Raw genomic sequence first — 26,877 nt, 5'->3', positions numbered from 1 at the left:
GTCGCCCGGGAAACCGCGCGGCAACCATCCGGGGCTATGGCGCAGCTGGTAGCGCACCACACTGGCAGTGTGGGGGTCAGGGGTTCGAGTCCCCTTAGCTCCACCAATCGTGTCATTGCACGAACCGACTCCATTGGGGCTGGTACCGCAGAAGCGGTACCAGCCCCAATGTCGTTTCCGAGTTGGGAGATGCGAAAGGTGGGGACGGTAGCCGGTCCGATCAGGTCGGAGAGCGCGAAGGTGGCAAGGTCCAAGGCTCCGCGGCTCGACCTTTTTGACTCGATGGCGCTGCCGGGCAAGGGAAGTCGTTCTCCCTGGACCGAGGGATTCACAGAAAGCGAAGGGTCTGCCCACTCACGGAGTTTGCTTAGCCGATCCTGTACGCGATGGGTAGAGACGAATTCGAGTGCTGTGATCTGGTTGGCGGTAAGCACTTTGCGGTGCAAGGAGGGAGTGGAGGCGTCGGTCGCGGTCGCGGAGGTGGAACCAGGTACCGGCGTCCGGACATCCGCGGCGGTGCACGCGGCGTTCACTGCACGCCCCTACCGGGGATGCGTATGAGTTTTGCTATTCATTCTGGATTTCGCCCAGGTACCTCGAATGTGTGCCCGAGCAGCCCGGATACCGTTGGCGTGTTCGGCGTTTGGGTTGGCGGCTATAGGACGCCGGGCACCTGCCGACCCATCCGCGCACCCAATCGCTGCCCCGTCCGCCGCCGTGCTGTCGCCTTGGCCGTTCATCGGGCATCACCGCCGAGCTAGTGCCAAGGTGGTAGCCCCACGGTTCTTCGGGCTTTCATCTACATGAGGAGTGGGCGGAGCTCACTGTTCAGCCCAGAATTGGTTGAGCCGGGCTACCGCCTGATCTTTGGTCATCTCCTCGATTTCCTCTGGGGTCAGGTGAACCAGGCGTATGAGCTTCTCGACGACACCGAGAGGGATTGGCTCCTTGTCGGGGATCATGACAGATTCTGGGGTGCGTACTGGACGAACTCGATCGTTTACGCATGCCCAGAACTGGGCTTCGCTGACCTCGAGTTGGTCCTTCAGGATCTGGCACCACAGCTTGGATCCGTAGTCGGTGTTGTCCATGGGCCGCGAGATCCGGGTACGCAAGACGCGACCGTCCGAAAGCGGCAATTCCCATGTGCTGTGGTGCCTGACCACACCACCTGTGGCGTTGCGGACGCGCACCCATTCATCGTGGTGGCAGAACGTTTCGTGAGCCTTCTTGTTACCCGGAGGGTGCTGGGTCATTGTTCGGCCGCCGTCAACCACTCTCTCAGCTGCTCGTCCGTGGATAGCTCCACGAACTGCACGAAGTCGACGTTCTTCTGATGGTTGAGCGCGGCATGGAGATGGTCCTGCCAGTCAGCGGTGTACTCGCGCATGGCTTCGATCAGGGCGGTGATCGCTGTATCGAGGTCGGGCTCCTCCACGGCCAGTGGAAGACCTGGCAGGTATGCGACCCAGTTGTTGTTTTCCCGCACTACTTGCGGTTCGTGGACACGGATGATGTGGGAAAGCAGCCACCGGAGCCGCCCAACCTCCACGAGCGCGGAATCCTTACCCTTACGAGATACCACGGCGACGTTGCCCTCTTCGGCGGCCGTCAGCATTTGGGCGAAGTGTTCTCTAGCGCTGTTCATGGAGCTGTATCGCTCGACAGACGTGATTCGCTCTGTGGTCGTCATCGGTCCCTCGATCTCTTCCGCTGCGGCCAGATGTACATCATGTACATGATGTACATCTGGCCGCCGACGCGCCAGGTGCGACATGCCACGTGGCGTGATCGTGATCTACCGGTCGGGCGTGTACCGCGCGTGGATCGCGAACCCACAGTGCGTTCCCCCTCGCTTCATCCGGCGGGCGCCATCACGTGATCTGCGTCACGGTATTGACCGCCCGATGGCCCACCTGTCGAGTGCTACCCACAAGCGCGACCAGCGACGTCGATGCAGCCTCTTTTGCGCAGCAGCGCTGCGCAACGTGCCTCGGTCGTGGTAGGGGCTCGATTCGCGATCGCGGAGCCCCCTAGATTGATCGCGGAGCCCTAGATCAGGCTGATAGATTCATCTTCGGAAGCGCTCGTCGCGAACTTCCGAAGATTCGAAATCTCCATTGACGCCGCATAGTCGGCTTGTGCGCAGTTGGACTGCGCATATAACATCGGGCAGGGAGTGCCGAAGTGAAAACGTTCGTCGAGTTGTTGGGGAAGGCTATGGAAAGCACTGGCATGACGCTCCGGCTCAGCCTGCTGATGCTTGTCGCAGCAGCGGCATTCTTCATCATCCATCTGACGTAGGCCGCTGCGGGCGAGCGAGGAGGATCGCGTATGGAATCCATGGATACTCACGACTACGCCACAGACGTAGTAGAACGGATCTGGCGGGCGTATCTGCCCTTTCAGCAAGGTCGGAACACGTTCAACGATCTGACGAGTATGTTCGCGATCCTGCTCCTCGCCCGATTCATCGACACGGAGAGCGAACCGGAGATCGAATCTGCCAGGCGGTGGGCGCGGGCCGTGGCGGATGCTCGGCGTGGCGTCTCGCCGCTGACCGACCTGCGGGCCGCGATGAGGGCCGCAACGCAGCAGGGCAACTTCCCCGTGCCGGACCTTCTTTCCTTCAATGACAGAGCTGTCTTCGGTGACTCCAGGTTCGACGATGTCCCATGGGTCGCGCCTTTCCTCGCGGCGCTGGACACGGTTCCTTCGCCGAATGGCGCTGTGCTGCAAGAAGCCTGTGAGCTGCTGCTGGAGCGTCACGTTCAAGAAAACCCCTATCCAGCCGGTGAGTTCTACACACCGCGCGGGGTCGTTCGTCTTGTGGTGGACTTGGTCGCCCCGAAACCTGGAGATCGCATCCTGGATCCGGCCTGCGGAACCGGGGGCTTTCTCGCCGCCGCGGCTCAGCGAATCGCGTCGCACGATCGCGTCGATGGAGGATCTTTCGAGGCCCACGCCATGGACCATGACAATACGCAACTGGCACTGTTGAATATGGCGCTTCACGGCGTGGATCGCCCAGCGGCCCTTCCTGCCAATCCGATTGCGATGTTCCAGCGCCGGGGCTCGGGCCTTGTTGATCGGGTATTGAGCAACCCTCCATTCAATCGCCGCATTGAGAGCATCGACTTCATCGATTTACCTTTCGGCCCGCCTCCAGAGTCAAGCTCGAATTTCGCTTGGCTTCAGCTCGCATGGACCCGGCTGAGTGAGAATGGCACTGCAGCAATCATCATGCCGCCGACGGCTGCCTGGTCCTCTGGACGGGAGGCGCAGATCCGCAGCGAGATGGTCGCCCGCGGAGCGGTCCTCGCCATAATCGCATTGCCACCGAATCTGTTCCGGGAGACCGCAATCCCGGTGCATGTCTGGATACTGGCCGGTGACAAGGCTCGACAACTGCCAGAAACTGACCAGGACAAAGTCCTTTTCATCGACGCTGCCGAACTCGGCACGCAGGTGCCCAGGCAGCCTCGAACGCTGACAGCAAAAGACGCCGAACGGGTCAGCAGACGATTTCGAGAGTGGCTGCGGTCGCCCCGAACAGCGGCGTATGAGCCCGGATTTTCCTGCTCTGTCTCTCATGAAGAGATCCTCGAGAACGCTGGAAGTCTCGATCCTCGACGCTATGTCGACAAACCGCGAGTGGAACCGTCGAAGGCACAGGACCCCGGCCGTATGCTCGATGACCTCGATCAACGCGACAGGGCGATATTCAACTCGTTCGTTGAACTCCGAGACGCGTTCCGCTCGTGTCGGCAGAAGGCCGACAACTACGAGTCTCCGCGAGTAGCGCTTCGGACCATCCTGAGCGGCCCCGCGATTCTTGCAGGCCCTTCCGGGAGTCTCATCCGCGCCGAAGACTACGTGGATTCCGACGGCATCCCTGTAGTCATGCCCAAAGACCTGACCGAAACGGGTTTCAAGACAACAAGTATCAGATACATCACTCCGCAACAGGCAGAGGAGTTGAAACGCTTCCGCCTCCGCGCTGGCGATATCGTGCTTGCTCGCCGCGGAGAGCTCGGCCGCTGCGCCGTGGCCCGCAAGGAACAGGAAGGTTGGGTGTGTGGAACCGGATGCTTCGTGCTTCGCCTACCGAAGACGCTGGACCCCGACTATCTCGCGGCGTACCTCCGCAGTCCAATGTCACGTGAGTGGCTCGAGGCTCACTCCACCGGGGGTATGAACATGAAGACCATCTCACTCAACGCATTAGGCAACCTACCGGTCGTCCTACCAGATCTCGAAAGGCAGCGAGCGATCGCGGAAGTGATGGCTCGACTGGACAATTCCGAGCGCCTGGTCCGGGAGCAGCTCAAACTGGCCCAAGCGATCCGTCGTGAGGCTCTATTCGGACTCCTCTAGATCCCGCGTCATGGCGAGGAGGCCGCGAACGTCGCCTCGTCGCCTCGGTTCAGGATGTGGGCGGTCGCTTCATTGGACGGCACCGCGCGGTTCGTATGCTGGTCCGTCAGGTCCACAGAACAGTAGAGCCGCAGGTCGATGGCCTGCGGCTCTACTGCTTTTGGTGGCAATGCGCGAACCGGAGGCGGAGCATTCGCGTCGGGTGACCTGTGCGGGACGAGCCGCGGGCAATGATCGAGCTCTGTGGATCACTGGGCCTTACGTCGTTCGAGGGGATCATGGTCGCGCGTTCCACAGGGCGCTCACTGGTATGGCGCGGAATTTCGGTCCGAACGGGAGTGTTTCGGTGCCGGTATAGAGCACGTATCCGGCGAGGAGGTCGTCGCCCAGGCGTTCGGCGAGGTGCCGGAGACCGCGGAAGTCCTCGCCTTTGACGGTGGCGGCGGCTTTCACCTCGATGGCGATCACCTCTCGGCGGTGGTTCTCGAGAACGATATCGACTTCGACGTTGTCGCGAGTGCGGTAGTGGAACATGCGGGCGTTCTGATCGGACCAGGTGAGTTGCCGCGCAAGTTCGGCGGCTACGAAGCCCTCCAGCAGTGGTCCGAGTGGGCCGTTCACCGCCCGCAGCGCGCGTGGGTCGGCACCGCACAGATACGTCGCGATACCGGAATCGACCATGAACACCTTGGAGGTTGCGACGGCGCGCGTGGTCAGGTTTCGCGACCAAGCGGGGATGCGCTTTATCAGGAAGACTTCTTCCAGGAGGCGGAGGTAGCGGGCGACGGTGTCCTTGGGCAGGCCGAGTTCATTGCCGAGGGCGCCGGGCACCAGAAGCTGACCGGACCTGGCCGCGACGAGGTTCGCCAGGGTGAACATCTCTGCGGTGCGTTCGATCTCGGACAGCTGCATCACGTCTCGGTTGATCAGGTCGGCGACGTAGGAGGAGAAGAATCGAGAACGCCGTTTGCCCTCTCGCGCAACAGCTTCGGGGAAGCCACCGCGTGCGATCCGTTCGATGTAGTCATCGCGATTCTCGATCCCGTCGAACCGTAGCTGTGGTCCGCGTTCGAAGGCGCAATCGATGAATCTGTCCGGCGCGCCGTCGATTTCGCCTTGGGACAGCGGCCAGAGTTCGATCGTTTCCATGCGTCCGGGAAGTGCATCCGGGACGCTCCGAAGCGCCATGACATGAGCGGACCCAGTCAGCAGAAATCGGCCAGGTCGTCCATCGGCGTCTACGGTCTCCTTGATAGCCAGCAGCAGTTCCGGTACTCGCTGCACCTCGTCGATGATCAACAGGGAATCGTCGAGGACGAACTGCGTGGGGTCGTAGCCGGCTGCCTGCCGAGTCTCCGGCTTGTCGAGGCTTCGCCAGGTCGCGCCGATCTCCCTGCCTATCCGGGCGACCAGTGTGCTCTTGCCGCATTGGCGTGCTCCGTTGACGAGGACGACGCGAGTATCTGCTAGTGCTTCATGGACTGCCGAATGGGCGTGACGGGGAAGAATCCGACCAATCGGCGATGACGAGAAGGACGAGCTCACCGCGATATTATTGCATAGATTGTGCGCGATCTGCCGCACAATGCATGCGACTTCTGCCGCAAAGTTTGTGCGCGTTCTGCCGCTGTGATCGTGCGCTTCTTGCCGCCGCTGGAACCGTTGCCTTGGCAGAGCGATGTTGATGAGTCGGCTGTTTGATCCGCAATTGATTCGTTGTGGTCGGGCAGGCGGAGTGATCGCGATCATCGGGCACTGCCAACCGAGCCCGCCGGCCGGGAACCCACCGCACGAATCATGATGTCCGGCCCGTCGACCAGCACCGCCCGGTTCGTACGCTGGTCCGTCAGGTCCACTTGAAGGTCACGCCCGGCAATCGCCGGGCCTGACCTTTTTCTCTATTTCGGGGGGATTTGTTGTCGGATAAGTCGTTGGCTCCGGTGTCACGGGTCCGGGTTGGAGAGGATGGCCAGGGCGGTCTCGCCCTGCCCACGATGTTGGCGTGGTAGCGCCCGCCAGGCGGAATGGTCGGGTACGAGTTGGGTTGCGAGCATGGAGATTCGGCGTCGATCGGAGCCGGCGAAGTCGTCACGTTCCGCGAACGGATCCTCGATGCAGGCCACCTCTACGACGCCGCGGCGTCGTAGAGGTGGCGATCCCGATCGCGGGAATCCGTCGTGTAGGCCGCAGCTTTGAGGATCAGGGCCCCGAATGGGCGCGGTACGGAAATGTGTGCGACTATCCCCGCCGCGATCTCGATGCGTGCGTTGATGGTTCGGCGCAGCGCTTGGGTGCCGCCTTCGACGCGGACCATTTCGCGACCACGGAGTCGTTCGACGACCTTGGGTGCCGGGTGGTCGGCGATGAGGACGTCGACGTGCTCTTCTGACGAGACCCCTGCGACGAGATCGACGGTTGTCGTTCCGCGGACGAACCGGTGCGCGGTGTTGTTGCGTGGGTCGATGGACGGCAGCAGACGGTATCCGAGATTTTCGAGGGCGGTCGCCGAGGCTGCCGGGATGCCTCGCTGAGTTTCGATGTGTAACACGATGTCGACGTCGTTGGTCGGGCGAACGATGCCGAGTCCGTAGTGGATCGTGTGCAGTTGGGTCATGAGTCCCCCGACCAGAGTCCATTTGTCGCGTGGGAGCGCGTCGGCCAGTTCGGCGACATTGGGCCAGGGTGGAGGCCAGCCACCGGGCGGGGACGCGACCTCGAGTGTCGGTCGTGGTCGTTGATCGCTCATCGATAGGCTTCCAGCATCTCGGTCAGAGCGCGTTGTCCTACTCCCCGGATGCGCGGATCGAGCGCGGTTGCGGCGTCGAGTGCCGCAACGACGGCGCTTGTGGAGGCGAGCTTGCCGACTTGTTCGAAGTCGAAGTCGGTGACGCGCAGGGTGACGTTGCCGGACGGTGCTGCCCGGAGTCCAAGGGTTCGGATGATGTTGTCGAGTCGGTGCGTGGCGATGTAGCCATCGAGATGGTCTTCGTTGATGTCGACGATGCCGAGAGCACCCATGTCAGGGCATACGACGGCCGTGCGAAGTCGAGGTAGCGCGGCGCGGTGAGCCGTAAATACCCGCACATGCGCGCGGTCGCGCACCCGTGCTGACAGTTCGCTTGGGTCTGTCAGCTTCCGAAGCGTGCTTCGGATCCGCGAGGTCTGCGTAGGCCCGAGCCAGTCGGCTCGTCCACCCGAGAGAACGGTGATCGCTCCCCATGCAGTGTGCTCCGCCCAAGCCCGGGTGCGACCTTGGCGCTGCGACATCAGATAACGATCCACCGAGTCGCGATCAAGCAGTCCGCGGGCGACTCGCGTCAGGCGTCCGGAATTCGTGAGGCGACGAGCATGTCGAACGGAAACACCAAGCGCTGCGGCTGCTGCTTCGAGGCTGACGAAGTCGCCCTCGTTCATGACAGATAATGTCCCATTCCGGACCTATTCTGTAAAGAGCCGACGGTTCCAAACGATCGAGAACAGACCCAGATCACCAAGATTCTGAACCGGCCGATCAGCCGGGAGTTGCTGGCCCGGACCTGACCCGGCCCGTCCGGACACGCCGCCTACAAAGGACTCGGCGACGGAATGGAAATCCATCGGCATGCAGCCGCATCGGTGCCGGCTACTGCCTGCCCGAGCTACGCTGCAGCCACGGTGTACCGGCTGGTGGCCGGTACACTGGCCGGTGGCTTCGGTGATTGCCGAGGGCGTCCAAGGCCTCTCTGCGGATCTCACATCGCGGTGCCGCCCTGATCCCGCGAAAGGGCGAATGTGGCAACCTCCGCCAACGAAACGACCGACCAGCCTCCATCGGATGTCGATATGACCTCGGTAAGCGTCGAAACCGATGCGCCAGAAGAGGATTCAACCTTCGAGGTCGCAGTCGACCCAGCGGAGCGAGGGGGTGCCGGGGATGATCCAGACTGGGATGACAGAGAGTCTCCGGCGCTGCGACGGGCGCGCAAGGAAGCCGCGCTCACGGCCGGTGGGGATTCGACGCGCGCGTACCTGAAGCAGATCGGCCGTGTTCCCCTGCTGTCTGCGGAAGAGGAGGTGGATCTGGCGATCCGGATCGAGGTTGGACTGTATGCGGCGGAGAAGCTGCACGAGGAGCTCGAGTCGGGGTCCGGTATCACCGCCGCGCGTCGCCGCGACCTGACCTGGGTCGTGCAGGACGGCATCAAGGCCAAGAACCACTTGCTGGAGGCGAATCTGCGCCTGGTGGTATCGATCGCCAAGCGGTACACCGGACGCGGTATGGCCTTTCTCGACCTGATCCAGGAAGGCAATCTGGGCCTCGTTCGCGCGGTCGAAAAGTTCGATTACCGAAAGGGATTCAAATTCTCGACCTATGCCACGTGGTGGATCCGGCAGGCGATCAGTCGCGCCATGGCCGACCAGTCCCGCACCATTCGCATCCCGGTGCACGTGGTGGAGATCATCAATAAGCTCGGACGTGCCCAGCGTGCGCTGCTGCAGCAATTGGGCCGCGAGGCCACGCCCGAAGAGCTCGCGGAGGAACTGGACATCACACCCGAGAAGGTCCTGGAGATCCGGCAGTACGCGCGTGAACCGATCTCACTGGATCAGACGATCGGCGACGAGGGTAACAGCCAGCTCGGCGACTTCATCGAAGACACCGAGGCTGTCGTCGCGATCGACGCCGTGTCGTTCAGCCTGCTGCAGCGCCAATTGCAGTCGGTGCTCGACACGCTCAACCCGCGGGAAGCAGGCGTGATGCGCCTGCGCTACGGCTTGGATGATGGGCTGCCCCGGACCCTCGACGACATCGGGAAGGTCTACGGCGTCACGCGTGAACGAATCCGCCAGATCGAATCGAAGACCATGTCGAAGCTGCGCCATCCGTCACGCTCACAGGCACTGCAGGACTACCTCGACTGACCGGTCCGCCTGCACGATAGATCGACTGCGGCGCAACATGTTCCGGATCCGCTTCCGCATCGTCGGTTGCATCATCGCTTGCCGGATCGCCGTGTTCACCGGCCGCGGCTAAGGTCTCGCTCGACCATAGCCGTCGCCTGGGACCAATGCCGCGTCTTGTCAGCGGGGTGTGGACCGAATGGTGAGGGGGCCGCCGCGTTCGGGGGAGGACATGAGCCAGTTACTGGCGATGGCGAGCATGGCGGTGTTCGCGCTACGTAAATCGGTTTCCAGCCTGGCGACCAGATCGCGCAGGTCGATACGGGCGGAACCAACTTGCAACAGCGTGGACTTGGTGTCCTCGATAACGCCGCGTAGCCGGTCGAGTCGCTGCAGCACATCCAAAAGGTTCCGCACCACATCATCACCGAGGGTCAGAAACGCTGCCACCCCCGCATCGTCATCAGTGAGATCGCCGGCTCTCTCGTTCAGCGCCTCGTTCAGACATGCCCGGCGTGAGCCGGTAGCGTCATCCTGCGCGCTCATCTCCCGCACCCCGGCCGCGGCCAGGTGGAAAAGGATCGAAAACCGTTGTAGAGCAGCGTCATTGCGACGCTCCCGTCTGACCATCGACTGGTCGGCTGAAGGGTGATGGCACCGCCTGGACGGCGGTACGCGCGCAATCACCGCTATATCCACACGCTATACCCTCTCCGTGCCCATCGAGCCCCCGCTTGCGAACCCGGGCCGGACGACGCTTGTGGCACCGCGGAGCCGAGAGGCGTAGGCATGTCGGCGGTCGCAGCGAATCGGACGGCTCATACCGACGAATTGCGTCTATCGTTGACGTAGAGGGGTTTCACCGCTGCCGAACCTGTCCAGGCCCTTTCGGGTCATCTTCCTCAGTGGTCGTCACGAAAGGCGCGATCGGCGATGGGTGGCAGCTGGCATAGCACCGACGCCGTGATGGTGACCGTCGCAGAAACGGCCATAGCCATCACGGGACTGGACTGGGTTCATGCTGTAGCGAGCCTGCCCAGCATCAACTCACCCGACATGCAAGCCTGGATCAACCGCCAGCACAACACGACCGACCAACCCGACCACACCGTCGTCACCCCCAACGACATATACCCCGACAGGCTACGTCTACTGCCACACCGGCAGATCTGCGTCCCCCCAAGCGAATACGCCACATTCACCGCTCTACTCACCGACCGTGAACGCCACACAATCATCACTCGTACTGCGCGAGACATGCTCGGTTGATCACCCACCACATCGTTCAGGCCGTAACTGCCACTGCCCGAAGCCCGAACAGTGCACCCCCAAGGTTTGCCAACGCAGTCCTGCCGGGAGAAGATCTCGATACCTCTGCGCGAAGTCGGCTGGAGCGCAGGCGAAGTCGCCGAGAAGCTTGTCGACGAGATCGGCGATCGATGCCTGCGAACCGGTGCTGCCCTGGTGCAGGTGACGGAATTGGGTGAGTGGGATCGGGCAGAGCCCGGATCTGCCGCAGCAAGGTCATCCGGCTCACCCGCGCTGCCAGATGTCCGGTCAACCGAGCGCCGGCGCGGCCACCCAACGCCAGCGCGACCGCGCACAACACCCGCTGCAACAGGAGTGTCCGCCGACCGTAGCGGGCGGCCGGTTGCGGCACCTGCTCAGCGAAAGTCCGCCTCCCGCAATCGAAGTTGTCGCAGAACAACCTGCAGACCCGCAACGCGATCACCACTTCCCGGTCGGTGATCGAGGTATCGGACAGCCGCCGCCGATAGCGGCTGTGGACCCGTCGAGACGGTACCGAGCAACTCGGGCAATCAACTGGTTCGCCACCCGTGGCGACCTCGATACACAGTTGGCAGTCAACCATCAAGCACCCCAACACATCCCGAACCGGGTCAATCACCAAGTGCGTGCCAGATCCAGTTCTCGAAGAGCGCTGACAGCTCGACCGAATGAGAAGGACCTCCGAGCCCCGGAAGTAGGGGTTCGAGTCCTCTCAGCTCCACTCGAACACAAGGCTCAGGCCCGGCGGATCGCCGGGCCTGAGCTGTTCGATACGACCGGACCTATGTTCCGTTTGCCACTTCCCGATCTTGGGTGTGTGTCAACGAATTCGGCGACCGCCGCCTTTTCCCTTGTCAGTGGTGCCCGGGTGTCCCATGTCGGCCTTCGTAACCCAGAGGGTTCGGGTGGCGTCGTCGATCGCGTACCAGATACGTCCACCCGCGGTGACTTCGTACTGCCACTGCTCGAATTCCTCGTCGCCGAGCTTGACCGATTTCAGATCGGCTTTCAGGCGGTGCTGCCGCTGGGGCTTCGCGACGCTGCGGGGGTCGGCGGTGATGTCGACCCAGGCCCGGTCGAGCGCATCGATTGCGTTCCGCTGCATCTCCGTCCAGCCGCGCGCCGCCTGGGTACTGTGCAGCAGGATTCGCCACGGCTTGGGCGCGGTGCTTCGTCGCCGCGCTTCAGTTTGCTCATCCGGTATTTCCAGGTCGCTGTACCTCACTGAAGTCGGCACGCTGGAACGGTCCGGTGAGCTGCGCGACCAGCGATGGATCGGTGTGGATCTCGGCAGTGTGCTTCCACGCGATCAGGTTCCGCATGAACGGCAGGTAGTAGCCGGTGTCCACACCGGCGAGCAGATCGTCGAGCAATTCCGTCACAGCTTCGCTGCGGTGCTCCGGCGGCAGCCAAACCAGCCAGGGCAGTTCGACAGCCAGCACCTCTTCCGCCATTACTCGGTTCGCCTTCGCTACCAAAGCGAGCGACCTGGCCGCGATGCGCAGCGCGCCATCCATCGCCCGATACCGTTCGTCGCGCATCAGCACGACGTTCTCCGCGTCCCGCCGCTCGAGCAGTACGTCGGCATCCTCCAGGAGTGGGAACACCGATGTCTGTTTCCTGATCAGCTCGCTGAAGGGTAGTGACCTCATGCATCCATGTTAGCCGACACTGCTGAATTAGTTCAGCTCTTCGGGTGAAGGCTCGTCACCGCCTTGCGGGCACCCAACGCGCGAATCGCGACGTCCGGCCTGTCCACCAGCACGGCGCGGTTCGGATGCTGGTACGTCAGGTCCACTTCGACTCACACAGGTCAGAGGCGTTTTCGTCTCTCATTGCAACAGTTATCAGGCGGCGGAAGATCGTGACGGCTCCGCCCGGACTTCGGAAGACCCTGGCGAGTATTGATCTCGCGGTCCGTGGTCCAATCCGGCTCTCTTTCCATCTGCCCGTTGCGGTCTTGATGACTCCGCTGCTGGAAGGCACGGGCCGAGCACAGGTCCAAGGCTGGGGGCCGAGAGATTTGGTCTGCGGGGGTTGCGTTGTGTGCTGTCGATCGGCCTGTCCTGGGTGCCTAGCGCTCGAGGTCCCGGAATTGCCCTCCTGTAAAGGAGTTCGATATGTACGTGCCCTCTTGCGGTGTGGGTACCCCCGACTGCAAGAGGTCACGGATTGTCGGGTGCGGTGATCAGCCGAAGGAGCCGGTGCTGGGCTTGGGGGTCGGAGTGGGGGTAGGGGTCGGGGCGTCGGCCACCGTTACTGCCTGGGTGGTGGTGGAACCGGCTACGCCGGTGCGGCCGGAGAAGGTGGCTGCGATGTTGTAGGTGCCCGCGGCACCCGGGGTCCAGACGATCGAGGCGGTGCCGTTCGCGGCGACGGGGATGTCACCGAGAACCTGGTCGCCCGCCTTGAACTGGATGGTGCCGCCCGCTGCCGCCGGGGAGACGGTCGCCTGCAGGGTGACGGCATTGTTGACCTGGGCGCCGCTCACCGGGGCGAGCGTGGTGGTCGATACGGCGTCGCTGGACACGGTGATGGCCGGGCCCTTGTCGGTGTAGTTGCCGGAGCCGAGGGAGCCGTTGTAGCTCATGGAGGTCGGCAACGGGGTGTCGCGGGCGCAGTTTACGCCCACGGTGTACTGCACCTCGAAGGTCTGGGACTTCGGTGAGATGTTCGGGTACACGGGGTATTTGACGATGCTGAAGGAGGCGCTGACCGAGTCCGGGGCCGAGGTGTCGAGCGTGACCTGGTCGCCGCCCATCTTGCCCGAGCCCGCGACCGGAGTCAGGCAGGTCGGGTGCGCGTCCTTGACCGAGTAGATGTACTCGACCGGGATGCCGGTCCGCTCGAACATTGTCGTGACGGTGATGGTTTCGCCGGCGATCGGGTTGGTGTCCGAGACCGTCCGGGTGAACTTGCTGTTCCCGTCGGTCCAGGTGACCGTTCCCGATGCGGCCGAGGCCGTGCCGGGGATCGCGGCGACCGCGAAACCGGCCGCCACCGCGAACACGGCCATCGAACCGGCCGCCCGCCGCATACTGCTGTCCATCATTGTTTCTCCCACAGACATCGGGTGTCCCTCGACACGGTCGTCGAGGGGTTGCCGCACCCGAGTTGGGCAGCATTAGATCACGGTGAAATGGTCAATGGACCAGTTTCTGAAATGATCGTGATTCAGTTTTTGTGAGTGTCGCGGCGGACCAGGTCGTCATGGACCGGTGGGCGCGGCCGCACGGTCAGCCCGCGTCTGCGGGCGAACGCACTGTAGGCGTTGGGACGCAGGATCTTTACGCCACTGTCAGAACGCTTGCCCCGCGCGGGTGCAGACCCAGCCGCCACAGGGCGTTGGCACGTATCTCGACCGTGGTTGTGCCAAACCACTATCGACCTGGCACATTCCCGAGACGAATCGCAGCTATCCAGGAGTAAGTAACTGCGTTCACTCATTTCGAGTACTGGTCCTGGGGAAGTGCTGATGCGCACTCGATTTCGCTGTCTCGTCGCGGTCGGGCTGGTCATGGCCGCCACCCTGCTCCTGGTGCCCGGGGCCGCCCGGACCGCACCGGAAAGACACATCGGCGTGCTCGGCGACGATTTTCTGTGGGGTGTGGCGGCCTCCGGATTCCAATCCGAAGGCCAGTCACCCGACAGCAATTGGACCCGTTACATCGAGGACAATCCGGGCTGGGACCGCCTCGGCGATTCCGTCGATTTTCATTCCCGGTTCCGGTCGGATATCGCCTTGGCCGAGAACCTCGGCGTCAAGGTGTTTCGGATCGGCGTGGAATGGGCACGGCTGGAACCCCAACCGGGAGTATGGGATCCGGCCGCCTTCGCCTTCTACGACGACGTGATCGACGCTATCGTGACAGCCGGTATGCGCCCCATGCTGACCCTGGACCACTGGGTGTATCCGGGCTGGGAGGCGGACCGAGGTGGCTGGCGCAATCCCGGAATGGTGGCGGACTGGCTCACCAATATGCGGAAGGTCGTCGACCGCTACGCGGCTCGCAACCCGATCTGGGTGACGATAAACGAGCCGGTCGCCTACATCATGCACGAGGTACGTCAGAACCGGACCGACGCCGACCAGATGCTGAACGAGGTGGCGCAGGCGCACGACAGCATCTACGACTACATCCATCAGGTGCAGCCGAACGCACTGGTGACCAGCAATGTCGGCTACGTTGCCGGGGCGGAGTCGCAGGTCAACGGACCTCTGCTGGAACGCATCGGCGACAAACTCGATTTCATCGGCATCGACTACTACTTCGGCTACCAACCACCGGACCTCGCCGCCGCGAACACGCCCGGCGGCTCGGCACCCGCCCCGGCGGGAATGTGGGATCTTCCGGTCCGGCCCGAAGGCATCTACTTTGCGCTGCAACACTATTCGCAACGGTTTCCCGGCAAGCCATTATGGATCGTGGAGAACGGCATGCCCACCGAGAACGGGCAATCCCGCGCAGACGGTTACACCCGCTCCGAGCATCTACGAGACACCGTCTATTGGCTGCAGCGTGCGAAGACCGATGGCATGAACCTCATCGGCTACAACTACTGGAGCCTGACCGATAACTACGAATGGGGCTCCTACACACCGCGATTCGGTCTCTACACCGTGAACGTACGCACCGACCCGGCCCTGAACCGCGTACCCACCGACGCGGTCGACACCTACCACGACATCATCGCCCGCAACGGCGTGGCGGCCGAGTACCTACCGGTCCGCGCCCCCGCCGACTGCGAGCTGGTCGATCCCCCAGCCAGCTGCAACACCCCGGTCACAGCACCCTGAGCACTACATGGATGACGTTCGAGAAACCAACCCGACCTGATTCCAGGCAGTTTCGGCTCGACGTGTCCTGCGGTGCAGTGTATGTCTGGCAACGATGACCGATATCTTGTTGTTCTCCTACGGAACTCTGCGGCAGCCCGAGGTCCAGCGCGCGGTCTTCGGGCGTGAACTCGACGGGCGACCCGACGAGGTAATCGATTACGTCCTCGGTGAACTGACCATCACCGATCCGGAGGTCATCGCCGCCAGCGGCAGCCGAGTGCACCCGATCCTGCTACCAGACCCCGGCTCGGACGGGGTCGCGGGCACCGTGTTCACGATTTCGACCGCAGACCTGGCCGCCGCCGACGCCTACGAGGTCTCCGATTACACCAGGGTGCTGCTCCCGCTGCGCTCCGGTGGGCAAGCCTGGGTGTACGTCCTGGCCGCGGCACCCGCAGACCTCGAGGTGTGAATCAGGGTCACAATGTGGAATCCTCGGAACCGCTTGTGCGGCACCGACCTCGTTGTCTTCCCGCCCAGGGGATGCGGAGTGTCTCGATCAACGCTCGAGCCGGCGCAGGATTCAGGTGCGCTGCGCCTCGAGCACCAGGATTGGAAGCAGCAGGGCGCCATTCTCGTCGCGGTCGGGACGGAAGTTGTTCTGGGCAAACAGGTTCGACTGTTGCTCGGTGGGCGCTGTCGTCTCCAGGCGATCGGCTCGCAGAGTGGTGATCGCCCAGTTCGGCGGAGCGAACAGGGTGTGCAACTCCGGCTCGGGGATCGGGTGCGGGGCGTACAGCTCGGTGTGTTCGGCGGGGGTGAAGCAGAACTGGATCAATCTGCCGCCTGGTTTGATTGCCCGAGCCAGCGCGCTCACGTGGGTTCGGCGCTGCGCCGGATCCAGGCAGTGCAGCAGCGCGCTGCTCACTACCGTGTCGAAACAGTTGTCGTAACCATCCAGGGTCGTCGCGTCGGCGACCTCGAATGTCACCGATACACCGCGCTCCGTGGCACGTTGGCGGGCCTGTTCGACGGCGGTGGGTGCGACGTCGAGGCCGGTTACCCGGTAGCCGAGGCAGGCGAGGTGGACGGCGGTGTCGCCGGGGCCGCAGCCGACGTCGAGGACTTCGCCCCGGATACGGCCGGCCCTCTCGAATGCCACGAGTAGCGGTTGCGGCCTGCCGATATCCCATGGCGGTCGCCGGACGATGACGCCCGGGAAGAGTTCCTCACCGCGGTACAGCCGCTCGTAATCGACTGTCGCCGGGTCGATCCGCGGTGCTGCGTTGTTGTTGCTCATCTGATTCGGTCGCTTTCGGAAGTGGCGGTGAGGAACTCGCCCGGCGCTCGGCCGTGAGCGAGCAGTTGCTTGCGGAGAAACCGCAATTGGGTGTCGACGGCCTGCTCATGCGCGTCGAGGAACGGCGCGTAGTGCCCGCCAGGCACGTGGGCGATGTCCGCGTGCGGTGCCGACTTCGCCGCCTCGACCGCGAGCTCGGCCGGAGCGGTCTGATCCTGGTCGGCAACGAGAACCAGCAATGGGCCGGTGATTCGGGGCGCATCGAGACCGGGTCGATACAGGCTGATGCGGATCCCGCTCCGGGCCGCGATCATCTGCAGCCATTCCGGATAGCGGTTGCCGGGGTTCAGTGCTCGGTCGCCGTCGAGGCCGTCGGGTGTGGTGAGCATCGCGACGGTACCGGGCTCGCCCGCCAGCGGTATCAGCAGCGGCCGGCGTCCGGCCAGGCCACCGAGGGTATCGAGAATTCCCAATCCCAGAACACGCAGCATCGTGAGCGGGCGTTGATGGCGTCCAGCCTGTGCCGCACCGCGGACGCCGTCGACCAGCGGGGTCTGCGCGACGGCCGCGCCGAGACGCGGGTGCCGCGCCGCAACCCGGAAGACGTGACCGCCGGTCAGGGAGAAGCCCTTCGTGACCGCTCCGCCTGCCGCCATGACCACGCAGGCGCCGTTGGTGCCGGGGTAGTGCCACGCGACGCACTCGACGTCGCCGCTGGCGAACCGCACCCGCACTCGTTCTGTCCTTGTTTGCATCGCAACCTCCTACTTGCCATCTAGTATGGTTTCGATACTATATTAATTCCATAGCTTATGGTTTACGTATTTTCGGAGAGGGATCGGCTCCGGTCCCGATGGGAGAGCACCTCATGAACGCCGACACCAACCGTCGCCTGACCAACGCGATCAACACCCTCATCGTTGGATTGCAAAGGCGCGGAATCGCTTTCGGTCCGATGCAGTTGCTCACGGTCCGGGGGCGACGCAGTGGGCAACTGCGGACCTTCCCGATCGCGGTGATCGCGCTCGACGGCGGGCAGTACATCTTCCAGGCCTTCCCGAAGGCCGCATGGGTCGCAAACGCACGGGCCGCGGAGACCGTCGAGCTGGCCCGCGGCCGACGGTCCTCGACCGTCCGCCTGGTCGAGGTGCCGGTGGACGAACGACCGCCGCTGCTGCGTCAATTGGTGACCACCAGCCCGGCCAGCGTCGGCAATCGCTTCGTGACTACGGGTCTCGCCGAGACGTCCACTCCGAATGGAGTCGCTGCGGCGGCGCATCGGATCGCGGTGTTCCGCGTCGAGCCGATCTGATCGAATATCATACGGAATCCGTACAAACCGATCGGAAGTAGCGCGTATGAGTTCGACAGCGGATCAGGCAGGGGCTCGGCGCCGCAGGCAGCTCACGGTTGCCGTCAAGGATGCGCTGCGCGACTTGAACATTCAGCTGTCGCTGCTCAACCGCCGGTTCGGCGGCCGAATCGAACTCAGAGACGTCGACTGGACCTGCCTCGACCTCATCAATCGACACGGTCCGTTGACCCCGACCGAGTTGGCGCGCCGGGCCGGCCTGCATCCCGCGACGCTCACCGGAATTCTCGATCGGTTGCAGAAGGGCGGCTGGATTGTGCGCGAGCGCGACCCCGAATCGACGGACCGCCGTGCAGTCGCTCTGCGGGGCGTCCGCGAACGCAACGCCGAGTTGTTCCGGGTGTTCGCCGGAATGAACAACAGGATGGACGAACTGTGCGACCACTACTCCGAGGCCGAACTCGAGGTGATCGCCGACTTCCTCCGCAGAACCGGCTCCGCCGGGCACGAATCAGCCGAGGAATTGGCTGATAGCTGAGAGGAATGCCGCTGCCGCGCACTGATACCCCCGGTTCTCACGATCACCACCGCAAGAACAGTGACCGACCCCAGTCGTTCGACGGATTCCGTTGACGCGGCCGGTTCTTAGCGTTGGGCGGGTTCACCGTTCTCGAGGGAAGGCAATGAGATGAACGCCCAAGCTGTACCGGACCGGGAGCTCACCGAGCGGCCAGACGGATATCAGGGACCGAACCTGTCACCGGTGGGGCTCGAACATCGGGCACAGTGGTTCGCGGACGGGGTTGTCGCGCTGATGGCGACGCTGCCGCCGAAGGACAACAACGGCCTCATCGTGGGCGGCGACGCGGCGCTGATCGTGGATGCCGGTATCACGCCGGCCATTTCGGCGCAGATTCAGGCGCAGGCGGCCGTGTTGACCGATCGGCCGGTGCGGTACCTGGTGAATACGACCTATCACGGTGATCACACGTTCGGCAATGCCGCGTTCCCGGATGAGGTGGTGGTGATCTCGTCGCGGCTGAACAAGGAGAACATGTCCGATCTGGACAACGAGAAGCGGCAGCGGACCGGGAACATGTACGGCGCGGAGGCGGAGTTCGACGCGGTGACCCGTTGGCGCACACCGGATGTGGTGTTCGACGACTTCGCCGAGATCGATCTGGGCGGGCGCGTCGTGCAGCTGTGGCAGTTCGGGCCGGGCAACGGTCCGGGCGACACCGTGGTGTACGTCCCGGATACCCGCACCGCATGGACCGGCAACTACGTTTGCCATGCGGGCATCGCGCCGATGCTGCTGCAGGGCGGGCCCGAGCCCTATCTCGCCTCCTTGCGGAAGATGCGGGAAACACTGCCGGACATGGCGATCGTGGTGCCGGGGCACGGGCCGATGGGCAATGCGCTCGAGGCCGTCGACTGGTTGATCGGATACCTGGAGCAGCTCCGGGACGAGGTCGCCGTGGCGGTTGCCGCGGGAAAGACCCTGGAACAGGTTCAGTCGCAGGTCACCAATCCGTGGGCGGAGACGCTGGTGCCGAGTCTGATTGCCGCGCTGCATGATTACGCGGTTCCGGCCGAGATCGCCACCCAGGGCCTGCTCATGCTGTGCCGGAACCTGCACCGGCTCAATGTGTTGGCGACCTACCGGAGCCAGTCCCGCTCAGCGTGATTCGTGGAGGAGGGCGGCCAGTTCGGCCCGCGTCGCCACACAGAGTTTCGGAAATGCCTTGTACAGGTGGTAGCCGACGGTGCGGGGGCTGAGGAAGAGCTGGCCGCCGATATCGCGATTGGACAGTCCCTCGGCGGCCAGGCGCACGACCTGAAGTTCTTGGGGTGTCAGCAGATCCAGGACCGAAGCGGTGGGCGGCCGTCGGCCGGTGTCGCCGGTGGCGCGGAGTTCGGCGCGGGCGCGCTCGGCCCAAGGGTGCGCGCCGAGCCGGTCGAAGGTCTCCGCGGCGGCGCGCAACCGGGTGCGGGCTTCCGCCTTGCGCTGGTATCGGCGCAGCCATGCGCCATAGAGCAGGGCGGTCCGAGCCCGTTCGAAGGGGCGACCGCCTTTCTCGTGCAGGCGCTCCGCCGCCTCGTAGTGCCTCTCGGCCTCGTCGGCAGGGACGGTCAGGGCCAGGCAGCGCTCGTATACCGCACGTGTACAGAGGGATCCACTGGCGGCCGACCAGCGGCGGAGTTTGTCGAGGGATTCGGCGAGGTGGTCGGTCCGCCCGGTGCGTACCGCGGCTTCCACCCGCAGGGGTATGAAGGACACGGCCATGTAGTGGCCGGAGATCGGTCCGCGGGCGGCGGATTCGAGCCGGTCGGCTACCAGGTCGTAGCGGCCCGCACCCAGATCGAGCAGGGCGAGGGCGGTAGTGGCCAGCACCGCGGTGGCGGTTTCCCCGCGGTCGAGGGCGGCCGTGAGGGTCGACTCGGCGAGTGCGCGGCAGCGAGTCTCGTCACCGGCCAGTGCGGCGCCCCAGGCGAGAGTGCAACGCAGGCCGTCCATCTGGTTGCGCTGGCCGATGGCGTCCGCGAGCGCGAGTCCCTCCTCGGCGTGCACGGTGGCGTCACGATTGCGCCCGGTGGCGAATTCGGCCGAGGCGAGATAGTAGAGCCGCATGGGCAGCGCGCCGAGCATCGACTGCTCGCGCGCCTCGGTCACGAGGGTTTCGAGCAGTTCACAGGCTTCGAGGTCGAATCCGGTCATGAGGCCCATTGCGGCGCCGTTCATTCGCTCGTCCTGGGTGAGGTCCGCCGACCGCGCATGCACGAATTCCGCGCAGGCGCGCAACCTGGGTAGCGCGAATTCGTCGTCGCCGCTGAGCATTCGGGCCATCCCGATCAGGCCCTCGGTCAGTGCATTGGGTCCGAACCGATGGTCCAGCAGGGTGGCCGCGCGTTCGGTGAGTTCGGCATCGCCGACGAAGAAACCGTTGCGCACCGCGTCGACCAGCATCGGGCCCGCCGCATCGTCCGGCGCCCCGGCGGCGGCGTCGACGAGTATGCGCGCGGCAGTGTGGCGGGAGCCGAATTCGGCCTCGACCGCGGCCTGCAGCGCGGCCAGCCGCGGGGCGTCGGCTTTGCCGACAGGTCCTCGCCCGGCCCGGCGGAGCAGGGCGCCGGTTCGGTGCAGATCACCGGCGACGGCAGCCGCCTTGGCGGCGCAGATCAGGCGCCTGGTGCCGGTCCCCGCGACGACGGTCAGCTCGGCCGCGCGTTCCATCGCCGCGGACGCGGCGGCATGGTCCGCGCGCTCGTATGCGCGACCGGCCGCGGCCTCCAGGTCGTCGGCGAGAGTGTCGTCCGGACCGGTCGCCGCCGCCGCACGATGCCAGACTGCCCGGTCGGCAGCCTCGGTACTACCGCTGCGGTGCAGCGTTTCGGCGAGTGCGTGGTGTGCGGCCAGCCGGAGGTGCAGCGGGGCATCGCGCAGGATGGCTGCGCGCACCAGCGGATGCCGGAAGCTGACCTGGTCGCCCTGGCGCACCAGCAGTCCCGAGCGTTCCGCCGCCGCCAGATCCGCGGGGCTCGCGCCGAACGTGGCGGCGGTGTCCAGCACTACCGAGAGTTCCCCGGTCTGCTCGGCCGCCGCGATCAGCAGCAGGGTGGCCGCGGCCTCGTCGAGGCGGGCGGCGCGTGCACCGAAGGCGGTCTGTACCCGGGTGGACAGCGGGAGCATGGCGAGGTCGTAGGGCACGGTCGGGGTGGCTCCGGTCCGCTGGTCGGCGCTCAGCGCGGACGGCAGTTCGACCAGGGCCAGCGGGTTTCCCTCGGTTTCGGCGAGCATGCGGGTCCGTACCTGCGGCGCGAGTTCGGGGAACCGTTCGTCCAGCAGGGCCGCGGCGGCCGCGCGGTCGAGTCCGCTCAGTTCGTGCGCCGTGAGCCCGGCCACGGGGTGGGTGCCGCCGCGCACGGCGAACAGCAGCAGCACGCCCTCGTGATGCAGTCGGCGGGCGGCGAAAGTCAATGCCTCCGCAGAGGATCGGTCCAGCCATTGGGCGTCGTCGACGAGGCACAGTACCGGCCCGTCCTCGGCCAGTTCGGCCAGCATCGACAGCACGGCCAGACCGATCAGGAAACGATCACCGGTCTCCGCGGCGGCCAGGCCGAAGGCGCCGCGCAAGGCGGCGGCCTGCGGTTCGGGCAGGGCGTGGAGCCGATCGAGTGCTGGTCGGAGCAGCAGATGCAGTCCGGCGAACGGCAATTCCGCCTCAGGTTCGATACCGGAGACCCGGATGACGCGCAGTCCGCCGGCGCGCGCCGCGGCGTAGTCGAGCAATGCCGTCTTGCCGATGCCCGCGGGTCCGGTCAGCACCAGCGCTCCGCTGCGGCCCGCGACCGCATCCGCCAGCAGTCGATCGATCAGCGCCAGCTCTTCGGCACGCCCGTACAGCACTCGACGGACCCTACCTAAGGGACATGACAGATCACGGACCGGTCGATTGACTGAATTCTTCTGCAGCGCGGCACCATAGCGTCCCTACCAGTCGATACCCACCGAAATCAGGAGCTGGTATGCATCCGAATTACTCGCTGAGCGAACGTGATCGGCGCTGGGCGCTGGCCCGCGAGCTGATGGACGACCAGGGCGTCGACGCCTTGGTGATCTACGGCGAGCACGAGACCGGCGGCCCCGCACCGTTCGCGCCCGACGTCTACTTCACCAATGAGCGTCCCGGCGCGATCGTGGTCTTTCCCCGCGACGCCGACCCCATCTCGCTGGTGTGGTCGCCCATGCACATCGCCGACCACATCGAGGCCCGACGCCGCGGCGAGGCCTGTTGGACCGAACCGCACAACATGCGGGTGGCCAAGCATGCCCAGGGCGTCGTCGACGTGTTGAAGGAGCACGGGCTGGAGCGGTCGGCGGTCGGGGTGATCGGCCTGGAGCCGTATCCGCCGTTCCACTTCAACCCGATCATGCCGTACGGGCTGTGGACGGCGGTCCTGCAGCAGTTGCCGCAGGTGAATGTCAAGCCGATGTGGCTTCCGTTCCTGCTGCGCACCCTGACCCAGTCCGCGGAAGAGCTTGCGGTGCTGCGGCGTTCGGCCGAGATCGGCGAGGCGATGGCGCAGGCCATGCTGGACGTCGCCGCGCCCGGCGTGAGCGAGGCCGAGGTGTATGCGGCCGGCATGTCCACGTCGTTCCGGCTGGGCACGGTCGCGCCCGGCATGCTCATCCAGTCCGGTCCCGGCTTCGCCTGCTGGGGACCGCCGGTCTGGTCCTACCGCCCGCAGGAACCGCGGACCATCGAGGACGGCGACGTGATCCTGGCGGAAGTGTTCTGCCAGTACGGCATGCGCGAATCCCAGCATCAGGTGGCCATCGCCGTGGGTGAGGTGCATCCGGATATCGAGGTGGCGGCGAAGGTGGCGCGCGCTTCCTACGAAGCCGGTGTGGCCGCGCTGCGGCCGGGCAATACCTTCGGTCAGGTGGTCGACGCCATGAAGGCCCCCCTCGACGCGGCGGGCGGCTGGAACGTGCATCCACTGGTGCACGGGATGAATCCCTATGGCACCGTGTGCGGTTTCGGCGGCGGGATGCGCGAACTGCCGGAGGCCGCCGAGTACGGACTACTGGCCGAGGTGCCGACCATCGGCAGCGATCTGCCACTGGCCGAAGGCATGGTGTTCGCCTTCGAACCCAACTGCGTTATTGGCGGGAGGCTCGCGAACATCGGCGGTACCGTCGTAGTCGGGGCAGACGGTGCCGTGGAACTGAATTCGCTCACCACCGATCTACTGCGGGCACAACCCTGACTCCACGGCACGAAAATGTCTCGCCACGAGTGTGCTGTTCTTCCTGGCGATCTGAGCACCTGATGGTCCCGGCGGGGCCGAGGCTGCAGGGTTTGCGGCTTCGGCCCCGTTCTCGTTGTCGGGTTGGGGATTTCAGATGTGGTCGACCAGGCCCCTGGCACCCTCGGACAAGGCGCAGTGCGCACAGCAGAAGAACCTGCCGTCTGCCTCCACGCCGTGACCGATGATCTTGCAGTTGCAGTGCTCGCAGATGGGTGCCATTCGGTGGATCGCACATTCGAAGCAGTCGAAAACGTGCCGCACTCCCTGAGCTTCGACGACGATCGGCATCGCGTAATCGTTACCGCAAACCTCGCATGCGCTCATGGATCGCACGCTACTCCGTGGGACCGGTTCGGCGTCTGCAGTTCCGGTTTATCGGCCCTTGACCAGCCGGTTTGTGGTGCCGAGGTGGCTGCCTCGGCTATGCCGGCAGGCCGGCCCGGCGGCGGGCCACGGCGGCAACGGCAGCCCAGTCCTTGTCACCGTCGCCGTGGGCGAGGGCGTCGAGGAAGGCGTCGCGTAGCACGCTGCCGAAGGGTAGCGGGACGTTCGCCGCGGCGCCGGCGGTCAGGGCGAGGTTGACGTCCTTGAGGCCGAGTGGCAGCCGGAAGCCGGCCGGTTCGTAGCGGCGGTCGGCGACCATTTCGCCGTAGCCGGTGTAGATCGGACCGGGAAACAGTGTGCCGCTGAACATTTCGACCAGGTCGGTGGGCCGGACACCGTGGGACTCCGCCAGACTGCACGCCTCGGCCATGGACTCGATGGCGCAGGCGATCAGGAAGTTGGCGCTGATCTTCGCGGCGTTGGCGTGGCTGGGGCGGGTGCCGAAAGGCCAGGTGTGCCGGCCCATCGCGGACAGCAACGGTGCTGCCTGCGCCAGCGGCGTGTCACCGCCGGCGGCGAGGATGTTCAGTTCGCCGGCGGCGGCTACCTGGGGCCGGCCGAGGACGGGCGCGGCGACGTATCCGATGCCGTGCTCGGCGTGCAGGGCTGCGGCCCGGTCGGCGAGCGCGATCGAGACCGTCGCCATGTTGACATGCACGGCGGCCTTCGCGCCGGCCAGCAGCGCCGGGTCGAGCAGCAGCTGTTCGACGGCGTCGTCGTTGGCCAGCATGGAGACGACCGCCTCGGCGGCGAACACGTCAGCGAGGCTCCCGGCCGCGTCGGCGCCCTGGGCGACCAGCGCGGTGACCGGCTCGGGGGAGCGGTTCCAGACCCGGAGCCGATGGCCGGCCCGCAGCAGGCTGGCGGCCATGCCCTGTCCCATTGCGCCGAGCCCGATGAAACCAACTGTCATTCCGGTCATCGCACACTCCTCGTTGTCGTCGTCGGCCGACTGGCTGAACGGCGGCCGTCTCCAGGTCGAAGGCCCGTGGGGCCGGGCCGGACGGACCGAGCCCGATTCATCGTCCTCCCCTGGTCCGACATCGCCTCGTCCGACATCGCCGCTGTCTATCCCGCAGTGCGGTTTTCGCTGCTGAGCAGCCACGCCTGCTTCTCGAGTTGATTGATGACGGCATGGAGCAGGTCCGCGGTGGACGGATCTTCGGCATCGGTGTCGTCGTGCACGGCGCGCAGTGTCGCCACGACATCGCGAATCTGTGTGGTGACCAGGTCGACGATCACGGCGGTGTGCTGCTCACCGGCCGGGAGTTCCGGCAGGAGGCTGGTCGACGCGACCGTCTGGGGCCGGCCGTCCGGCACCGCGTCGAGGGCGCGCATCCGTTCGGCGATGGTGTCACCGGCTTCGCGTGCGGCATCGACGATTTCGTCGAGCTGCAGGTGCAGGTCACGGAAGTTGTGACCGACGACGTTCCAATGCGCCTGCTTGCCGTTGAGGTGGAGAGCGGTGAGCTCGACGAGGACCTGCTGCAGATTGCCCGCCAGTCGTGACGACGCGCGAAATGCGATTGCCGATTCCATGTGGGTGGTCATGATGGTGCTCCTGAATGTGTTGGGGTGGTGGACTATTCGGGCCGGGTGGTTCCGGCGATCAGGCATGCTGGGCGCGGACACCCTGCTCGATGCGGTCGCCCAGGTTCTTGTCGACATTGGCGAAGCCGCGCGGGTCGCGCCAGGGGTTGGGGCTGCCGTGCTCACCGGCCACGGTTGAGAACCTGATCACCAGCTCGGTCGTCGTATCCGGTTGGAACACAGCGGCTTTGGTGTAGGCGCTGACGTCGGTGGTGACCTCGAACGAGTGCTCGTCGCTCTGTACCGGGATACCGGCATCGGTCGTCGTTGCTCGGGGCGCCGTGTTCGTCATGGTCTTGCCTTTCTTGTGGCGGAGGGGGCGGATCATCGATCGTCGGGATCGAGTGCGAGGAAGACGGCGCCGGCGGCAGCGCCGGCAATCAGCTGAGCCGCGAGGTACACCCACAGCGTCGGCCAGGCGAACATCTCCATCGCCGCCGCGCCGATCGTGACCGCCGGATTGAACGCTCCGCCCGAGATCGCGCCGACCGCGAATCCGCCTGCCACGACGGTGAATCCGATCGCCAGACCGTAGAACGAGTTGTCCGGATGGCTCTTGCTCGTGGCGACGTTGAGCGTCACGTAGCACAGTGCGAAGGTGAACAGCAGCTCGACCACGAACGCGGCCGCGATGGTGTGAAAGGTGAGGGCCGGATGCGGCGGGGCTGCGGGCTGCGCGGGATCCACGACAGCACGCGCCACCATCGCGGCCAGTAGTCCGGCAACCAGCTGCGCGATCCAGTACCGGACGGCATCGCGCAGCGCGATCCGATGTCGCACCAGCACCGCCAGGGTGACCGCCGGGTTGTAATGCCCCCCAGAGATGTGCCCACCGGCGTAGATCATCACCATCAGCACCGCGCCGATCGCCAGTGGTGCGAACGGGCCGACGCTGCGGACGGCCGTCCCGACCGTGAACACCAGGAAGAATGTCCCGATCAGCTCGACGGCGTACTTCGCCGCGGTCCGGCGGGCGGCGGCCGCCCGGTGCGGTTCAGCTGGGCGGACAGCGGCGGCCTCTTCGAATGTGACCATGTCGCGACTCCTCGGTTTGCCTTCTGGGACTTCCAGAATCGCCGTCACCCGAGCTGGTGTCGTCGCTGCTGACATCCATCGTTGCTCCCGGCCAGCACCACAGTGGGTATGGCG

General features: G+C 65.0%; 26 protein-coding genes, 1 tRNA gene and 1 pseudogene. 10 read left to right on the top strand and 18 right to left on the bottom strand.

Annotated features, from left to right (window positions below):
• Positions 1 to 30 precede the first annotated feature (30 nt).
• Positions 31 to 106, top strand: a tRNA-Ala gene (locus tag ACFXHE_RS02480).
• Between the two features lie 715 nt (positions 107 to 821).
• Here the strand turns inward: ACFXHE_RS02480 and ACFXHE_RS02475 are convergent.
• The 3 genes from ACFXHE_RS02475 to ACFXHE_RS02465 all read right to left on the bottom strand — a co-directional run bounded on the left by ACFXHE_RS02475 (position 822) and on the right by ACFXHE_RS02465 (position 2,295).
• Positions 822 to 1,256, bottom strand: a complete 435-nt coding sequence (locus ACFXHE_RS02475) for a cytotoxic translational repressor of toxin-antitoxin stability system (protein WP_379379035.1) — start codon at positions 1,254 to 1,256, stop codon at positions 822 to 824.
• Positions 1,253 to 1,693 (bottom strand): prevent-host-death protein, encoded by a 441-nt coding sequence (locus ACFXHE_RS02470; RefSeq protein WP_357278772.1) that lies wholly within the window; start codon positions 1,691 to 1,693, stop codon positions 1,253 to 1,255. Before ACFXHE_RS02470 ends, ACFXHE_RS02475 begins: the two co-directional genes overlap by 4 nt.
• 359 nt (positions 1,694 to 2,052) lie before the next feature.
• Positions 2,053 to 2,295, bottom strand: a complete 243-nt coding sequence (locus tag ACFXHE_RS02465) for a hypothetical protein (RefSeq protein ID WP_379379033.1) — start codon at positions 2,293 to 2,295, stop codon at positions 2,053 to 2,055.
• Positions 2,296 to 2,334: 39 nt separating this feature from the next.
• On the opposite strand from ACFXHE_RS02465, the gene ACFXHE_RS02460 reads away from it, so the two are divergent.
• Entirely contained in the window at positions 2,335 to 4,377 is a 2,043-nt protein-coding gene (locus ACFXHE_RS02460) for an N-6 DNA methylase (RefSeq protein ID WP_379379032.1), read from the top strand.
• Positions 4,378 to 4,653: 276 nt separating this feature from the next.
• Here ACFXHE_RS02460 and ACFXHE_RS02455 read toward each other — a convergent pair whose 3' ends face one another.
• The 3 genes from ACFXHE_RS02455 to ACFXHE_RS02445 all read right to left on the bottom strand — a co-directional run bounded on the left by ACFXHE_RS02455 (position 4,654) and on the right by ACFXHE_RS02445 (position 7,791).
• Positions 4,654 to 6,126, bottom strand: a complete 1,473-nt coding sequence (locus ACFXHE_RS02455) for an ATP-binding protein (protein ID WP_379379030.1) — start codon at positions 6,124 to 6,126, stop codon at positions 4,654 to 4,656.
• Positions 6,127 to 6,502: 376 nt separating this feature from the next.
• The gene (locus tag ACFXHE_RS02450; protein ID WP_379379028.1) at positions 6,503 to 7,123 is read right to left on the bottom strand and encodes a hypothetical protein; all 621 of its coding nucleotides are present in this window, start codon (positions 7,121 to 7,123) and stop codon (positions 6,503 to 6,505) included.
• Positions 7,120 to 7,791 (bottom strand): helix-turn-helix domain-containing protein, encoded by a 672-nt coding sequence (locus ACFXHE_RS02445; protein WP_379379026.1) that lies wholly within the window; start codon positions 7,789 to 7,791, stop codon positions 7,120 to 7,122. Before ACFXHE_RS02445 ends, ACFXHE_RS02450 begins: the two co-directional genes overlap by 4 nt.
• A 357-nt stretch (positions 7,792 to 8,148) precedes the next feature.
• On the opposite strand from ACFXHE_RS02445, the gene ACFXHE_RS02440 reads away from it, so the two are divergent.
• Entirely contained in the window at positions 8,149 to 9,279 is a 1,131-nt protein-coding gene (locus ACFXHE_RS02440) for an RNA polymerase sigma factor (protein WP_379379024.1), read from the top strand.
• Between the two features lie 159 nt (positions 9,280 to 9,438).
• Here the strand turns inward: ACFXHE_RS02440 and ACFXHE_RS02435 are convergent, their stop codons facing one another.
• Positions 9,439 to 9,804 (bottom strand): hypothetical protein, encoded by a 366-nt coding sequence (locus ACFXHE_RS02435; RefSeq protein ID WP_379379022.1) that lies wholly within the window; start codon positions 9,802 to 9,804, stop codon positions 9,439 to 9,441.
• A gap of 417 nt (positions 9,805 to 10,221) precedes the next feature.
• On the opposite strand from ACFXHE_RS02435, the gene ACFXHE_RS02430 reads away from it, so the two are divergent.
• Positions 10,222 to 10,527: a hypothetical protein gene (locus ACFXHE_RS02430; protein ID WP_379379020.1), complete on the top strand. Its 306-nt coding sequence runs from the start codon at positions 10,222 to 10,224 to the stop codon at positions 10,525 to 10,527.
• 16 nt (positions 10,528 to 10,543) lie between these two features.
• On the opposite strand, the gene ACFXHE_RS02425 is transcribed toward ACFXHE_RS02430, so the two are convergent.
• The 4 genes from ACFXHE_RS02425 to ACFXHE_RS02410 form a co-directional block, all read right to left on the bottom strand.
• Complete coding sequence (locus ACFXHE_RS02425) at positions 10,544 to 11,131, bottom strand: transposase family protein (RefSeq protein WP_379380350.1); 588 nt, start codon at positions 11,129 to 11,131, stop codon at positions 10,544 to 10,546.
• Positions 11,132 to 11,368: 237 nt separating this feature from the next.
• The gene (locus ACFXHE_RS02420; protein ID WP_379379018.1) at positions 11,369 to 11,773 is read right to left on the bottom strand and encodes a hypothetical protein; all 405 of its coding nucleotides are present in this window, start codon (positions 11,771 to 11,773) and stop codon (positions 11,369 to 11,371) included.
• Entirely contained in the window at positions 11,742 to 12,095 is a 354-nt protein-coding gene (locus ACFXHE_RS02415) for a hypothetical protein (RefSeq protein ID WP_379379016.1), read from the bottom strand. Before ACFXHE_RS02415 ends, ACFXHE_RS02420 begins: the two co-directional genes overlap by 32 nt.
• Before the next feature lie 641 nt (positions 12,096 to 12,736).
• Positions 12,737 to 13,600 carry an Ig-like domain-containing protein gene (locus tag ACFXHE_RS02410; protein ID WP_379379014.1) on the bottom strand — a complete coding sequence of 288 codons (864 nt, stop codon included), beginning with the start codon at positions 13,598 to 13,600 and terminating at the stop codon, positions 12,737 to 12,739.
• Between the two features lie 423 nt (positions 13,601 to 14,023).
• On the opposite strand from ACFXHE_RS02410, the gene ACFXHE_RS02405 reads away from it, so the two are divergent.
• Complete coding sequence (locus ACFXHE_RS02405; RefSeq protein ID WP_379379012.1) at positions 14,024 to 15,346, top strand: family 1 glycosylhydrolase; 1,323 nt, start codon at positions 14,024 to 14,026, stop codon at positions 15,344 to 15,346.
• Positions 15,347 to 15,440: 94 nt separating this feature from the next.
• A complete protein-coding gene (locus tag ACFXHE_RS02400; RefSeq protein WP_379379010.1) occupies positions 15,441 to 15,800 on the top strand; it encodes a gamma-glutamylcyclotransferase family protein in 360 nt (119 codons plus the stop codon).
• Between the two features lie 111 nt (positions 15,801 to 15,911).
• On the opposite strand, the gene ACFXHE_RS02395 is transcribed toward ACFXHE_RS02400, so the two are convergent.
• The gene (locus ACFXHE_RS02395) at positions 15,912 to 16,628 is read right to left on the bottom strand and encodes a class I SAM-dependent methyltransferase (RefSeq protein WP_379379008.1); all 717 of its coding nucleotides are present in this window, start codon (positions 16,626 to 16,628) and stop codon (positions 15,912 to 15,914) included.
• Complete coding sequence (locus ACFXHE_RS02390) at positions 16,625 to 17,383, bottom strand: hypothetical protein (RefSeq protein WP_379379006.1); 759 nt, start codon at positions 17,381 to 17,383, stop codon at positions 16,625 to 16,627. Before ACFXHE_RS02390 ends, ACFXHE_RS02395 begins: the two co-directional genes overlap by 4 nt.
• A 113-nt stretch (positions 17,384 to 17,496) precedes the next feature.
• Here ACFXHE_RS02390 and ACFXHE_RS02385 point away from each other — a divergent pair, with 113 nt between their 5' ends.
• The 3 genes from ACFXHE_RS02385 to ACFXHE_RS02375 all read left to right on the top strand — a co-directional run bounded on the left by ACFXHE_RS02385 (position 17,497) and on the right by ACFXHE_RS02375 (position 19,627).
• A complete protein-coding gene (locus ACFXHE_RS02385) occupies positions 17,497 to 17,940 on the top strand; it encodes a nitroreductase/quinone reductase family protein (protein ID WP_379379004.1) in 444 nt (147 codons plus the stop codon).
• Between the two features lie 46 nt (positions 17,941 to 17,986).
• A complete protein-coding gene (locus tag ACFXHE_RS02380) occupies positions 17,987 to 18,478 on the top strand; it encodes a MarR family transcriptional regulator (protein WP_379379002.1) in 492 nt (163 codons plus the stop codon).
• 150 nt (positions 18,479 to 18,628) lie between these two features.
• Positions 18,629 to 19,627 (top strand): MBL fold metallo-hydrolase, encoded by a 999-nt coding sequence (locus ACFXHE_RS02375; protein ID WP_379379000.1) that lies wholly within the window; start codon positions 18,629 to 18,631, stop codon positions 19,625 to 19,627.
• On the opposite strand, the gene ACFXHE_RS02370 is transcribed toward ACFXHE_RS02375, so the two are convergent.
• A complete protein-coding gene (locus ACFXHE_RS02370) occupies positions 19,619 to 22,348 on the bottom strand; it encodes an AAA family ATPase (protein WP_379378999.1) in 2,730 nt (909 codons plus the stop codon). The genes ACFXHE_RS02375 and ACFXHE_RS02370 overlap by 9 nt on opposite strands.
• Positions 22,349 to 22,467: 119 nt before the next feature.
• Between ACFXHE_RS02370 and ACFXHE_RS02365 the strand changes: the two genes are divergently transcribed.
• Positions 22,468 to 23,712 (top strand): M24 family metallopeptidase, encoded by a 1,245-nt coding sequence (locus ACFXHE_RS02365; protein WP_379378997.1) that lies wholly within the window; start codon positions 22,468 to 22,470, stop codon positions 23,710 to 23,712.
• Positions 23,713 to 24,175: 463 nt separating this feature from the next.
• Here the strand turns inward: ACFXHE_RS02365 and ACFXHE_RS02360 are convergent, their stop codons facing one another.
• The 4 genes and pseudogenes from ACFXHE_RS02360 to ACFXHE_RS02345 form a co-directional block, all read right to left on the bottom strand.
• Entirely contained in the window at positions 24,176 to 25,060 is an 885-nt protein-coding gene (locus ACFXHE_RS02360; RefSeq protein ID WP_379378995.1) for an NAD(P)-dependent oxidoreductase, read from the bottom strand.
• 146 nt (positions 25,061 to 25,206) lie between these two features.
• Positions 25,207 to 25,689: a Dps family protein gene (locus ACFXHE_RS02355; protein WP_379378993.1), complete on the bottom strand. Its 483-nt coding sequence runs from the start codon at positions 25,687 to 25,689 to the stop codon at positions 25,207 to 25,209.
• A gap of 118 nt (positions 25,690 to 25,807) precedes the next feature.
• Positions 25,808 to 26,020 (bottom strand): annotated as a pseudogene (locus tag ACFXHE_RS02350) (catalase); the annotation flags it as partial.
• A gap of 32 nt (positions 26,021 to 26,052) precedes the next feature.
• Positions 26,053 to 26,763 (bottom strand): MIP/aquaporin family protein, encoded by a 711-nt coding sequence (locus tag ACFXHE_RS02345; protein ID WP_379378991.1) that lies wholly within the window; start codon positions 26,761 to 26,763, stop codon positions 26,053 to 26,055.
• Positions 26,764 to 26,877: the final 114 nt, after the last annotated feature.

It is taken from the genome of Nocardia sp. NPDC059229, assembly GCF_042754165.1.
Taxonomy (GTDB): domain Bacteria; phylum Actinomycetota; class Actinomycetes; order Mycobacteriales; family Mycobacteriaceae; genus Nocardia.
Note: the sequence above shows the minus strand (reverse complement) of the source record. Positions and strands in the feature narration are given on the sequence as shown.